This is a genomic window from Castellaniella sp. MT123, from assembly GCF_039614765.1.
Taxonomy (GTDB): Bacteria; Pseudomonadota; Gammaproteobacteria; order Burkholderiales; family Burkholderiaceae_B; genus Castellaniella.
In genome coordinates, this window is sequence record NZ_CP154879.1 from 3081318 (window position 1) to 3094617 (window position 13300).

The 13300-nt window shown below is 63.9% G+C and carries 8 protein-coding genes and 1 riboswitch; of the genes, 5 read left to right on the forward strand and 3 right to left on the reverse strand.

What is annotated here, in order from left to right; genetic code table 11:
- Positions 1 to 9 precede the first annotated feature (9 nt).
- Both ABCV34_RS14545 and ABCV34_RS14550 read right to left on the reverse strand, forming a co-directional pair.
- Positions 10 to 1929, reverse strand: coding sequence for a TonB-dependent receptor (locus tag ABCV34_RS14545; protein ID WP_345796927.1), 1920 nt, complete (start codon positions 1927 to 1929; stop codon positions 10 to 12).
- A 105-nt stretch (positions 1930 to 2034) separates the two neighbouring features.
- A riboswitch (cobalamin riboswitch) is annotated at positions 2035 to 2207 on the reverse strand.
- A 107-nt stretch (positions 2208 to 2314) separates the two neighbouring features.
- Entirely contained in the window at positions 2315 to 2470 is a 156-nt protein-coding gene (locus ABCV34_RS14550) for a hypothetical protein (RefSeq protein WP_345796928.1), read from the reverse strand.
- A 150-nt stretch (positions 2471 to 2620) separates the two neighbouring features.
- Here ABCV34_RS14550 and ABCV34_RS14555 point away from each other — a divergent pair, with 150 nt between their 5' ends.
- The 3 genes from ABCV34_RS14555 to ABCV34_RS14565 all read left to right on the forward strand — a co-directional run bounded on the left by ABCV34_RS14555 (position 2621) and on the right by ABCV34_RS14565 (position 10683).
- Positions 2621 to 5947 carry an autotransporter domain-containing protein gene (locus tag ABCV34_RS14555; RefSeq protein WP_345796929.1) on the forward strand — a complete coding sequence of 1109 codons (3327 nt, stop codon included), beginning with the start codon at positions 2621 to 2623 and terminating at the stop codon, positions 5945 to 5947.
- A gap of 171 nt (positions 5948 to 6118) precedes the next feature.
- Positions 6119 to 9892 carry a methionine synthase gene (gene metH / locus ABCV34_RS14560; RefSeq protein WP_345796930.1) on the forward strand — a complete coding sequence of 1258 codons (3774 nt, stop codon included), beginning with the start codon at positions 6119 to 6121 and terminating at the stop codon, positions 9890 to 9892.
- Between the two features lie 5 nt (positions 9893 to 9897).
- The gene (locus tag ABCV34_RS14565; RefSeq protein ID WP_345796931.1) at positions 9898 to 10683 is read left to right on the forward strand and encodes a helix-turn-helix transcriptional regulator; all 786 of its coding nucleotides are present in this window, start codon (positions 9898 to 9900) and stop codon (positions 10681 to 10683) included.
- On the opposite strand, the gene ABCV34_RS14570 is transcribed toward ABCV34_RS14565, so the two are convergent.
- Positions 10680 to 12146, reverse strand: a complete 1467-nt coding sequence (locus ABCV34_RS14570) for a DHA2 family efflux MFS transporter permease subunit (protein ID WP_345796932.1) — start codon at positions 12144 to 12146, stop codon at positions 10680 to 10682. The two genes, ABCV34_RS14565 and ABCV34_RS14570, sit on opposite strands and share 4 nt — an antisense overlap.
- Before the next feature lie 70 nt (positions 12147 to 12216).
- Between ABCV34_RS14570 and ABCV34_RS14575 the strand changes: the two genes are divergently transcribed.
- Both ABCV34_RS14575 and ABCV34_RS14580 read left to right on the forward strand, forming a co-directional pair.
- Complete coding sequence (locus ABCV34_RS14575; RefSeq protein WP_345796933.1) at positions 12217 to 12408, forward strand: DUF3460 family protein; 192 nt, start codon at positions 12217 to 12219, stop codon at positions 12406 to 12408.
- A gap of 9 nt (positions 12409 to 12417) precedes the next feature.
- A complete protein-coding gene (locus ABCV34_RS14580; protein WP_345796934.1) occupies positions 12418 to 13287 on the forward strand; it encodes a ScpA family protein in 870 nt (289 codons plus the stop codon).
- Positions 13288 to 13300: the final 13 nt, after the last annotated feature.

The following is a 13300-nucleotide window of genomic DNA, read 5'->3' on the forward strand; positions in this document are numbered from 1 at the left end:
CCGTCCGGCTTACATCCGCCAGGACAGGTTCACGAACACGTTGGAGCCAGGCGTGTTGTAGCCGTCCACCAGCACGTAGTCCTTGTTCAGCACGTTGTTCCAGCGCACCTGCACGCCCAGCGACTTGGTGATGTCGTACGAGGCAGTCAGGTTGAACAGGGAAAAGCCGCCCAGGGTGACCTTGTTGTCCAGGGCGGCATAGCGGTTGCCGGTGTATTGGTATTCCGCGCCCAGCTTCAGGGCCTGGATCCGCTGTTCCACGCCCAGGTGGAAGACCTGGCGGGCACGTAAGGGCAGCTGGGAGCCTTCCTTGGGCTGAGGGTCATCATTGCGCGGGTCCAGAAAGTCTGCGCTGGCGCGCAGGGTGGTATTGCCGAACCGCTGGCTTCCAGTGAGAGTCAGACCGCGCAGGGTGGCCTCAGAGATGTTCTGGGGAGTTGTCATCCAGGTGATCGGGTCGGATACGTTCGCGATCAGGTCGCGGACCCTGTTCTGGTACGCCGTCAGCCTGACCGCGGTACCGCCGTTCTGGTACTGGATATGGGCCTCGACGTTCCTGGACTTCTCCGGTTTCAGATTTGGGTTGCCCTTGTAGAAGGCTGCCGGGTAGTCCTGGTATAAGTCGGCAAAAGTCGGGACACGAAAGCCCGTGCCCCCGGCAACGCCAACCTGCCAGGCATCTGTGATATCCACGTCCAGGCCAAGGCTCCCGGTCACTTGGTTGCCGTGATCTGTGTAGTTGTCGTTACGGATGCTGGCTTGTGTGTGGAACCGATCCAGGCGTCCCTTGTAGATCAGCGCCGCAGTGTTGACGTTGCGTTCGTTCTTGTCGTAAGAAAAATCGCTGTTGACACGTTGTTCCTGGCGTTCAGCCAGGATCGAGATACGGTGATCCGGCAGTATCTGCAGATTGTTCTGCCATGACCAGGATCGCTTCAGGCTCGAGTGCACGAATGAGCCTTCTGTGGGGCGGCGGTAGTCCAATGAGTCGCGCGTCCAGCCGAACTTCAGTACGCTCTCCCAGATCCGGGTGATCTGATCCGTGCTGGTGATGCCATAGGCCTGCTGCCGGACCAGATTACGGACATTATTTTCTGTGGCATAGGGGAAATTATCCGCTGCTCCGTCAGAGTCCGCGTGCAGGTAGCTGTTGTATGCCACCAACCCGATGTGGTGGCCTTGTGCCCATTTGTAGCCTAGCGTGCCCGCCCATCCGTGGCTGTAATAGCCATCCTTGTCGGGAGAATGTCCCCAGCTGTCGGTCGACGTGTTGTTTGCGAAATTACGGCGCATGACGTCGAAGCCCTTGCTATTCGCGGCGCTGGTTGAAAAGCTGTAATCCCAGCCTTCGCTGGCGCCTGACAGACCCATGCTGGATTTGAACGTTTCATAGGTACCGTATCCCACGTTGGCCCAGGCCGACAGGGGGCGATCCTGTTCACCCTTCTTGGTGATGATGTTGATCACACCGCCGATGGCGTCCGAGCCGTACAGGCTGCTGGCGGCGCCGCGCAGGATCTCGATGCGTTCGACCATGGCTGGGTCGATGGCTTCCAGCCGGGTGCCACCGGAGAGCAGCTCTGTAACCCGCATCCCGTCGATCAGCACCAGAGTCTGGCTGGAATTGGCGCCGCGCAGGAACAGGCTGGTCTGGGTCTGGGGCCCGCCTGAGGTCGTGAACTGCACCCCTGGCGCCTGGCCGATGATCTGGGCGATGCTTTCACCGGGTGAATTGGCCAGCTGTGCCGGCCCGATGACTGTGACGTCGCCGACCACGTCGGACAGCGGCTCGGGGCTGCGGCTGGGGGTAACGACGATGTCCTGCAAGGAGGGCACGGCGGCGTTGGAGGAGTGGGATTGGGCCATGACGGCCAGGGGGAACAGAGACAGCGCGGCGGCAAGCGTGCGCCGGGAAAACGGGATAGACATGATTAGCCCTGTGTGGCGTGCGTCCCCGCACGCCGTGACGATCAACACCCGCGGGCGATGCGCTGCCGAACGAAGACGGCAGGCGGACAAACGCAGCGGGCAAGGAAGCAGGAGGTCGAAGCAGGCCGGTATCGGGCTGGCGGCTGTCAGGGCATAAACCTGACAGCCGCGCACCGTTGCGGGGGCAGCACAGCTGGGTTCGAATGCGAACCGACTGTTTCCCGTTTGATGCCCTGGCGTGGATCAAGCCGGGGCATACCTGTTTCGATGAATATTATAAGGACCTCTGGTCAGAGGCCCCTGTCCAACCCCGGTGGGGTTGTGGTCGTGTGGGTGCGGCAGCCGGGTGGGCCGGATCTGGGTCCGGAAGGCCGCCGGTGCCGCCTTACGTGTGCGCGGCGGCGCGGCGGGTCCCGAATACGGCGTTCAGGATGCGTTCCACCAGGGAAATCTTCGGTTGGTTGGCGCGGGCGGCGCGTTCCTCAGCCATCAGGCGTTCGAAGGCTTCATTGACGGGGTAGTTGGAAAATGGCGCCAACATGCTGCTCTCCTTGTCGATGGTTGCTTGTCACGAGCAACTCGTGAAAATACTTATAGGGTTTACCCTAGTATACCGAAGCATTCACGGAATAACCATATTTCTGTTGTAAAACGCAACGTTACACGTGAATTGTTTTGTATCTAAATAACTGTGAAATCACTTGCCGCCCTGCTGTCCGCCACCCTGGCCGGTATGTCCTGCGCCGACGCCTACGAAGTCCACACCATCACCACGCCGTTCGGCCAGCCGATTTTCCAGCTGCGGTACTTCGACCCGGGCGATGGCCCTTACAATCCGAACGATACTCCCCCGCAGATATCGACATGGGCCTGGCAGCCGCACCTGATTACGCAGATCAACCAGGGGGTGCGGTATTGGGCCAGCCTGATTCAGCCGCAAGGCGGGCTGGGGCCTGCCATCATCAATATTGGTACCTCCAACGCGCAGGGCAATGCCTCGGGTGGGTCAGTTCAGGGTGATGGTGGGCAGAATCCGAAGACCTTGCTGCAGATGCAGCTTCAGGGTCTGCCGATCGGTTCCGCTGACATGAAAGCCGGAATGCATGCGGTGTTCGATCTGGGGCCGTCCGACTTTCCGCTTGTCACCCATTTCAGCCAGATTCCCTTGACAGGCAAAGATGACCTCGTTTCGACGGCGATTCACGAGCTGGGGCATGGTTTCGGTATTTCGAGTGCCATTGCGGATGTGGCAGGAGCCTGGACGCCCGCGTTTGAGAGTGTCCTGGGGGGGTGGGCATCGCTGATGGTGGATGATCATGGCCGCCGGGCGCGGCCGGGACAGGCAGTCCTGTGTCAGGGGTGCAGCAATCTCTATGATCCGGACGCCTTCGATGTACGCCAGGACCGGGGCATGCTGGTGGGCACCCATATCAGCGAGGCCCTTGCGGGCGCAATGCCCGGTGTGCCGGTCCGGATGTTGTCGACCGACGTAAACGGCGTGGCATTCGTGGATGACAACTACATGAGCCACATCGAGCTGAAGAACGGCATGATGAGCCATCAGAATTATCGTAATTACACGGGGTTCATGGAAGCGGAACTCGCGGTGCTGCAGGATCTGGGCTACACGATCGACCGGCGCAATTTCTATGGGCGATCGGTTTATGGCAGCGGGCTGGACATCGTCAACACGCAAGGTTATTTTGCCCGGAATTCACAGGGGACAGCCTACGTGCCAGGGCAGTACAACACCGCGCTGCTGGGCTTGGGCCTGCATGTCTACGGCAGTCACAACCGGATCCGCCAGGCGGCAGATCTGCTGACAGCGGGCGAGGGTGGCGCCGGGATCCGGGTGGACGGCGAAGGCAACTCACTGGTGATCGATCCGGGTGTGCGGGTGTATGCCGATGGTTCTACCGGGCAAGGGGTGATGTTCGCCTATGGCCGCAACCATACCTTGGTGCAGCGTGGCGACGTCGAGGCCCTGGGCGAACGGGGCGTCGGCCTACGATTCGACTTTGGCAACAATGCCTTGACGGACGCGGTGGAAGCCAGAGGCTCATACATTCATACCAAAGGAACTGCGGGAGACATCAGTACCCCCCTGCAAGTGCTTCCCCTGTTGCCCGAGCTCGACGGGCCGCTGGTCACCCAAGCGGACATCACGGGCCGGGTGGCGGGGCGTGAGGCGGCCATCTACATGTCTGCCAATGCCTATGTGGGGCGCCTGAACCTGATGCAGGGGGCCCGGATCGAAGGCGACATCGTGTCCCGGTATGACCAGAGGGACGGGTATGGCAACCAGCGCCTGACGACGCTGTCCTTTGGCCAGCGCGCCGATGCGGGCGGGCGTGCGACAGGTCAGGCTGATGCCGGTTTCCGCTTTGTGTACACGGGTAACATCCTGGGCAAGACCAATCTGACCCTGTCTTTTGATGGCGGGCGCACCAGCCTGAACGGGCGCAACGAGGTGCAGGGGGCAGTGATCCGGCCAGGGGCGCGGCTGGGGGGCAACGCGACCTATGACCTTGCGCCCGGTACGCTGTTTCTGAACCAGGGGACGCTTGCGCCGGGCAACTCCATCGGGCGTATCGACATCACCGGCGATTATCAGCAGGCGGCCACCGGCATCTTGCAGGCAGAATTTGACGCCTCGGGCACTTCGGACGTGCTGGCGGTAAGTGGGACGGCGACGTTGGCGGGCACACTGGATCTGGTGCCGGTGCCTGATTGGTACGCCAACAGATGGTTGACCACCGTGGACCCGGTGCGCGCCGGCGTGACGACAGGTGCCTTTGGCGCGGTGACTTCGTCCCGGATCTCGCCCACCTTGCGCTTTACGCCGGTGGTGTTCGGGGGTGGCTACTATGGGCTCAGCGTGGATCGCCCGACTGATGCCTATACGCAGTATGGTATCGATGCCAATGGCCTGCGCGCGGGGCAGGCGCTCACGCGGCTGGCCGCGGGCGGCCTGGCGGCGGTCCGGCCGCTGTTCCGGGGCCTGGATTTTTCCGCGTCGGACGGCCACGAGGTCACGCGCGCACTGGCGCAAGTCTCGCCGGCAAGCTACAGCGCGGGGTTGGCGGCCTCGCTGCGGCGCGATCGCATGGCGATGGATACAGCTCTGCGCGCGTTAGCCCCCGATGCGGTACTCCGGGGGGCGGACTGGGCGGGCTATGCCACGCTCTTTGGTCAGACGGGCCGCCAGGACAGCCGCGACACGATCGTGGGCGGGTATGAGACCTTGTATGGCGTGGCGGCGGGCAGCCGCCGGGCGCTGGCGGGCGCGCCGGGCGTGACAGTGGGCTTTGGCCTGGATCTGTCCGAGCAGACGGTGAACCTGCGCTCGCCGTGGCTGGGCCAGGCCAAGGCCACGGGAGTTGGACTGGGCGCGCAGGCGCGCTTTGAGCCCGGTGCGGGGCACCGGCCCTATGCCCAGGGCGGCGTGCGCCTGGGGGTGGAGCGCGGCTTGATGAACCGCCAAGTGGCGGTGGGTGACTATTCGGCGCGCCACAAGGCGACCTGGACGGGCTATGGCGCTTCGGCGCAGATCGAGGGCGGCTATCAGTTTGCGCTGATCGATGCGGCGTCAGCGGGGCCTTTCGTGTCGCTGGGCTATGCGTGGCTGACGCGCCCGGCGCTCGACGAGTCCGGGCCGCAGGCCACGCAGCTCGCGCTGGATCGTGAGCGCGCCGATGCCTTGCGTTCGCGCCTGGGGGTCGCGGTGCGCACGGCCTGGACGCTGGCGGGCGAGCGGCAGCTGACGGCGCGGGCGCGGGTGAGCTGGGATCGGGAATGGCTGGATCAGGACGTGCGCCAGAGGGCGCGGTTCGCGGCGCAGCCGGACGTCGTGCTCGATAGCGTCAATACTCTGGTGCCGCGCGACACGCTGGGGCTGCGCGCGGGGCTGGACTGGCAGCACAGCGACCGGGTAACCGTGGGGCTGGCGCTGGGTGCGCAGCTGGGTGGCGGCTACCGGGCCGTCGACGGGCAGCTCAACGCGCGCTGGGTGTACTGATGTTGGGTGACTTGCTGTCCGATCTGTGCTGCGAGCCCGTCGGGCAGGTCTGAGTCCCGCTCGATCACCCGTTCACGTCCCCAGAGTGCTTTGAGTCATGCGCCTGCTCAGCCGTCCCTCAAATAGGCGGCGATACAATGAAAGTTTGAACCTTTTTTCCCGGATCCCGCTGTGTCCTATCCCGCCTTGCCCTATCCCATAGAATCCTATACACGTGGCGCCGATTTCGTGCGTCTGCTGGGGCGGCGCATCGTTGTGCTGGACGGGGCCATGGGCACCATGATCCAGCGCTACAAGCTGACCGAAGCCGACTTCCGCGGTGACCGGTTCGCCGACCATGATCGCGACCTGAAGGGCGACAACGAATTGTTGTCCCTGGTGCGCCCGGACGTGATCCGCGAAATTCACCAGGGCTATCTCGAGGCCGGCGCCGACGTCATCGAGACCAATACCTTTGGCGCGACCCGGGTGGCGCAGGGCGACTACGGCCTGCACGAGATCGCCTATGAACTGAACCTGGCCTCGGCCCGCCTGGCCCGCGAAGCCTGCGATGCCGTGTCCACCCCCGATCATCCGCGGTTCGTCGCCGGCGCGCTGGGCCCACAGCCCAAGACCGCATCCCTGTCGCCGGACGTCAACGACCCGGGCGCCCGCAACATCACCTTCGAAGCACTGCGGGTGGCCTACACCGAACAGATCAACGGCTTGATCGACGGCGGCGTGGACATTCTGCTCATCGAAACCATTTTCGATACCCTGAATGCCAAGGCCGCCATCTTCGCCATCGAAACGGTCTTCGAGGAACGCGGCATCCGCCTGCCGGTGATGGTGTCCGGCACGGTCACGGACGCCTCCGGGCGCATTCTGTCGGGCCAGACGGTCGAGGCCTTCTGGAATTCCGTGCGCCATGCGCGTCCGGTGACCATCGGCCTGAACTGCGCCCTGGGGGCGGCCCTGATGCGTCCCTATGTCGCGGAACTATCGAAGATCTGCGACACCTACGTGTGCGTCTACCCTAATGCCGGCCTGCCCAATCCGATGGCGGAAACAGGTTTTGACGAAACCCCGTCGGACACGTCCGGCCTGCTCGAGGAATTCGCCCAGGCGGGCCTGGTGAACGTGGTGGGCGGCTGTTGCGGAACGACGCCGGATCACATCCGCGAGATCGCACGCAAGGTGCGCAACCTGCCGATGCGCCAGCCGCCGGTGATCCCGGTCAAGACCCGGCTGTCCGGGCTGGAACCGCTGAATTTCGATCGGGACACGCTGTTCATCAACGTCGGCGAGCGTACCAACGTGACCGGCAGCAAGATGTTCCTGCGCCTGATCCGCGAGGAAAAATTCGACGAGGCCCTGTCCGTGGCGCGCCAGCAGGTGGAAAACGGCGCCCAGATCATCGATGTCAACATGGACGAGGGCATGCTCGATGCCCTGACCATCATGCCGCGTTTCCTGAATCTGCTGGCATCCGAACCGGATATTTCCCGCGTGCCGGTGATGATCGACAGTTCGAAATGGCCGGTGATCGAGGCGGGCCTGCGTTGCGTGCAGGGCAAATGCGTCGTCAATTCCATCTCGATGAAGGAAGGCGAGGGCCCCTTCATCGAACACGCCAGACTGTGCCGCAAATATGGCGCCGCCGTTGTGGTCATGGCGTTCGACACCGATGGGCAGGCCGATACCTTGCAGCGGCGCATCGACATCTGCTCGAGGGCCTACGACATTCTGGTCAATCAGGTCGGGTTTCCGCCGGAAGACATCATTTTCGATCCCAATGTGTTCGCCATCGCGACGGGGCTCGACGAGCACAACCATTATGCGATGGACTTCATCGACGGCACTCGCTGGATCACGGAAAACCTGCCGCACGCCCGGGTATCGGGCGGCATTTCCAACGTCAGCTTCTCGTTCCGGGGCAACGAGGCGATGCGCGAGGCGATCCATGCGGTCTTCCTCTATTACGCCGTGCAGTGCGGCCTGACCATGGGCATCGTCAATGCTGGCCAGCTGGGGGTGTATTCGGAGCTGGACAAGCAGGTAAGGGATCTGGTCGAGGACGTGGTGCTGGATCGCCAGGATCCAGTCGGAAAGACCGATCCGGCGGACGAGCGGACGTCGACCGAGCGCCTGGTCGAGCTGGCGGAATCCATCAAGGGATCCGGAACCAAGAAGGAAGAAGACCTCACCTGGCGTCAGGGCACGGTGCGCGAACGCCTGACGCATTCGTTGGTGCATGGCATTACGGCCTTCATCGTCGAAGATACAGAGGAAGTCCGCCAGGAAATCGATGCCGGCGGCGGGCGCACCATCGAGGTCATCGAAGGGCCGCTGATGGATGGCATGAACGTGGTGGGCGACCTGTTCGGCGCGGGCAAGATGTTCCTGCCGCAGGTGGTGAAATCCGCCCGCGTGATGAAGCAGGCGGTGGCGCATCTGCTGCCTTTCATCGAAGAGGAAAAGCGCCAGACGGCCGAGGCCGGCGGTGATGTGCGATCCAAGGGCAAGGTGGTGATCGCCACCGTCAAGGGCGACGTGCACGACATCGGCAAGAACATCGTCACGGTGGTCCTGCAGTGCAACAACTTCGAAGTCATCAACATGGGTGTCATGGTGCCCTGCGCCAAAATCCTGGACATGGCCAAGGAAGTCGGTGCCGACATGGTCGGTCTGTCCGGCCTGATCACCCCCAGTCTGGAAGAAATGGCCTACGTGGCGTCGGAAATGCAGCGCGATGATTATTTCCGCAGCCGCAACATTCCGCTGCTGGTGGGTGGCGCCACGACCAGCCGGGTGCATACGGCCGTGAAGATCGCCCCCAACTATGAAGGGCCGGTCATCTACGTGCCCGACGCCAGCCGTTCGGTCGGGGTGGCGACCAGCCTGATGTCCGATCAGGTCAAGACCTATCTGAAGGAAATCGTCGACGAATACGAGCTGGTGCGCGAGCGCCACGCCAACCGCAAGGCCACGCCGATGGTGACCATCGAAGAGGCACGGGCGGCCAAGCCTGCCATCGACTGGGCCCATTACACGCCGCCTCGGCCAAAATTCATCGGCCGGCGCACCTTCCAGCATTACGATCTGCACGAGATCCTGAAATTCCTGGACTGGACGCCGTTTTTCCAGTCCTGGGGCCTGATGGCCCAGTTCCCGGCCATCCTGACCGACGATGTGGTGGGCGAGCAGGCCAGCAAGCTCTACGAAGAAGGCCAGGCGATGATGAAGCGCATCGTCGAGGGCCGCTGGCTGACCGCCAACGGCATCGTGGCGTTCTACCCGGCCAATAGCGTCAACGACGACGACATTGAGATCTATCGCGACGAGACCCGCAGCGAAATCCTGCTGACCTGGCGCGGCGTGCGCCAGCAGACGCAAAAGCGCGAAGGCGTGGACAACAAGTGCCTGGCGGATTTTATCGCGCCCAAGGATTCCGGCGTGACCGATTACATCGGCATGTTCGCGGTCACGGGCGGCATCGGCATCGAGAAGTACGAGCAGCAGTTCCAGGCGGCCGGTGACGACTATGACGTCATCATGCTCAAGGCCCTGGCCGACCGCCTGGCCGAGGGCTTCGCCGAAACCCTGCATGCCCGTGTGCGTCGAGACCTGTGGGGCTATGTGCCCGACGAATCCCTGCCCAACGAGGACATCATCGCCGAAAAATACCAGGGGATCCGCCCGGCGCCAGGCTATCCGGCCTGCCCGGAGCACACCGTCAAGCGCGCCATGTTCGACGTGCTGAATTGCGGCGAGATCGGCATGCAACTGACCGAGGGTTACGCCATGATGCCAGCCTCCAGCGTCTGCGGTTTTTATCTCAGTCATCCCCAGTCCCAGTATTTCAATGTCGGCAACATCGGCGCCGATCAGGTCGCCGACTTCGTCCGCCGCACGGGCCGCGACGAAGAGGACGTCCGCCGCGCGCTGGCCAGCACGTTGCGGTAATCCTCATGTCGCGTGACGATGCCGCGCGCCGCCAGGCACTGGGCGCCTTTCTGCGCAGCGCCCGGGCGCGCGTCAGTCCCGCCGACCATGGCCTGCCCTCGGGGCTGCGCAGGCGCACTCCAGGCCTGCGGCGCGAGGAGGTCGCCCAGTTGTGCGGCATCAGCACGACCTGGTACACCTGGATCGAGCAGGGGCGCGACGTTTCCGTGTCGGTCGAGGTCTGGTGCCGCCTGGCCGAGACCCTGCGCCTGGCGCGCGCGGAACGACACTATCTGTTCAGCCTGGCGGAATGCACCGATCCCCAGACCGGGCACCTGGACGCGGTGGCGCTGCCCGATGGTTTAAGCGATTGCGTGGACAGCATCCGGGGGCCGGCATACATCCTGGACCAGTCCTGGAACGTGCTGGCCTGGAATCCCGCATTGCAGGATCTGTTCGATGGCTGGCCGGGGCGGGGGCGGGCGAATCTGCTGCATTTCATTTTCATGGACCCGGCTGCGCGTACTCTGGTGGTGGACTGGGAAGAGCGCGCCAGCCGCGTGGTGGCCGAATTCCGGGCCGACGTCGCGACGCTGGCTGGCGACCCCGCCATCCAGGCGCTGGTGGCCGAGTTGCAGGCTGGCAGTCCGCTGTTTGCCCGGTGCTGGACGCGTCAGACGGTGGTGGAGCGGGAAGGCGGCGTGCGTGCATTCCAGCATCCCGCCCGGGGGCGCCTGCGTCTGCGCCAATTCACCTTCCGGCTGGCGATCCGGCCGGACTGCAAACTGGTGATGCTGCTGGGGGATCTCTAAACGTCCCCCGGGCCTGCCTGGCGGGCGACTCTTTGATCCCGATGGTGGCGCAGCTGACTGCCGGATCGGTTCGACAGGCGCCGGAAGGACAGGGACGAGGCCGCCACACACAGCGCCGTGACGACAAAGCCCCACATGACGTCGATGCGGTCCGCCTCGATGCCGCCGCGCAGGGTGATGCTCAGGTTCAGCGTGGCGGCCGCGCAGGCGACCCCCAGGCTGATGCCCAGCTGTTGCGCCATGGCGGAAAAGCTGCTCGCGCGGCTCATCTGGGCAGAGTCCAGGTCGGCGTAGGTCAGGGCGTTGACGGCGGTGAACTGCAATGACCGGAAGAAACCCCCGGTCAGCAGGACCGCCACCATCAGCCAGACCGGCGTGTCGGCCTGGAAGGCCGCGCAGGCCGCCGTGAACGAGGCGGCGATCAAGGCATTCCACGTCAGCACGCGGCGAAAGCCGAAGCGATGCACGATAGGAGTGGCGACCAGCTTCATCAGCAGTGCGCCGGCTGCCGAGGTGAAGGTGATCATCCCGGCTGAAAAAGCCGACAGACCGAATCCCACCTGCAGCAGGATGGCGAGCAGAAAGGGCGATGCGCCGCTGCCGAAGCGGCACAGGTTGCCGCCCAGCACCGAGACGGCGAAAGTCTGGGTGCGCAGCAGGCTGAGATCGATGATGGGATAGGTGGCGTGGCGGGCGTGCCGGATGTACAGAACGCCGCAGACCAGCCCCAGCACGATGAGTCCGGCAATGGCGCCGACACCCATGCCGCCGTGGCCGATGGCTTCCAGGCAGGTCATGAGGGCGGCCATGGCGATGCCGCTGAGCAGGAACCCCACCGTGTCCAGTCTGGGCCGGCCGTCGGGAACGTCCCGGGCGATGAAGCGCTGGATCAGCGCCATCCCCAGGATGCCGACCGGAATGTTGATCAGGAAAATCCAGTGCCACGACGCATAGGTGACGAGAAAGCCGCCGACGGGCGGCCCGATGACCGGGCCCAGCAGGGCGGGCAGGGTCAGGAAGGCCATGGCCTGGACCAGTTCGGATTTCGGGATGCGCCGCAGCAGGATGATGCGCCCGACGGGCACCATCATGGCGCCTGCCGCGCCTTGGACGACCCGGGCTGCGACCAGTTGCGCGAGCGAATTCGATGCGGCGCAGGCAGCCGAGCTGAGTACGAACAGAAGGATGGCCGCCTGAAAGACCCGCTGGGCCCCGAATCGGTCGGCCGCCCAGCCGCTGATGGGGACGAACACGGCCGTGGCCAGCAGGTAGGCCGTGATGGTGATGTTCATGTGCACGGCCGTCGTGCCGAGGTCCCGGGCCATCGCCGGCAGCGCGGTCGCCACCACGGTGGAGTCCAGCATCTGCATGAACAGCGCGCAACCGACGATGAAGGGGATCATCCGTTGTTCCAGAGTCCGGGAGGCGGGTACTGCGGCAGGGGCTGGACGGGAATCTGGCATCGGGGCGCGGGGGAGCCCGAGTGCAGTACACTTGGGCGCATTGGTCATGGCTATCGGTAACGACTCTATTATGGCAAACAACTTCACCTCCGAACTGACGCAGTTCATCAACCAGTACAAGACGGATCATCCGGATACCGAAGCCCGCCAGCGCGCCGGGCGGTTCCGTCTGTGGGACAAGGATCTGAACACCGAGCAACAGGACGGCTTCCGGGCAGCCCGTGTTGCCCAGGACCCCTACGTCTACTACCAGAAGGCCTGATCAGCCATTATGTCGCCTGCCGGATCCGAAGACCTGGATGCCCTGATGGCGCCGGCTGTGGACAGCACGCCCGATGTGATCGATCATGTCGCGCTGGCGCGGCTCTACGGCGAGCCGCTGTTTGCCATTCCCCAGGATCTGTACATTCCACCCGATGCGCTGGAAGTCTTCCTGGAAGCCTTCGAGGGGCCGCTGGATCTGCTGCTCTATCTGATCCGCAAACAGAATTTCAACGTGCTCGACATCCCCATGGCGGAAGTCACGGCCCAGTATCTGGCCTATGTCGAGCAGGTGCGGCGCACCAACCTGGAACTGGCGGGGGAATACCTGCTGATGGCGGCCCTGCTGATCGAGATCAAGTCGCGCATGCTGCTGCCCGTGCGGCAGTCCGACTCCGGCGACGAAGTCGATGATCCGCGGGCCGAACTGGTGCGTCGGCTGCTGGAATACGAACGCATGAAGCTCGCGGCCCAGCGCCTGGATGCCATGCCCCGCGTCGGGCGGGATTTTCTGGTGGCCCATGCGCAGGCCGATCTGGCGGTCGAGGCGCTGTTGCCCGAGGTCAGCGCCGACGATCTGCGCGAGGCCTGGACAGCCATTCTGCGGCGTGCGCGCCTGAATGCCAGCCACCATATCGCTCACGAGCAATTATCCGTGCGCGACCACATGAGCCACATCCTGCGGCGGCTGTCCGACGTGCGTTTCATGGAATTCACCGAGCTCTTCATGGAACGCATCCGGATGGGCGACCCGGCGGCCGTGATCGTCGTCCATTTCCTGGCCCTGCTGGAACTCGCCCGCGAATCCCTGCTGGAAATCACCCAGGCGGCGCCCTATGCGCCGCTCTATGTCAGACTGTCCTATACGCGCTCGGCCTGACTGCCGACGCCGG

What these genes read in the sequence shown, in the direction of transcription:
- ABCV34_RS14545 (WP_345796927.1), bottom strand. Translation starts at nt 1,929, where the DNA reads ATGTCTATCCCGTTTTCCCGGCGCACGCTTGCCGCCGCGCTGTCTCTG.
- ABCV34_RS14575 (WP_345796933.1), top strand. Translation starts at nt 12,217, where the DNA reads ATGGCAAACAACTTCACCTCCGAACTGACGCAGTTCATCAACCAGTAC.
- ABCV34_RS14580 (WP_345796934.1), top strand. Translation starts at nt 12,418, where the DNA reads ATGTCGCCTGCCGGATCCGAAGACCTGGATGCCCTGATGGCGCCGGCT.
- ABCV34_RS14550 (WP_345796928.1), bottom strand. Translation starts at nt 2,470, where the DNA reads ATGTTGGCGCCATTTTCCAACTACCCCGTCAATGAAGCCTTCGAACGC.
- ABCV34_RS14570 (WP_345796932.1), bottom strand. Translation starts at nt 12,146, where the DNA reads ATGCCAGATTCCCGTCCAGCCCCTGCCGCAGTACCCGCCTCCCGGACT.
- ABCV34_RS14565 (WP_345796931.1), top strand. Translation starts at nt 9,898, where the DNA reads ATGTCGCGTGACGATGCCGCGCGCCGCCAGGCACTGGGCGCCTTTCTG.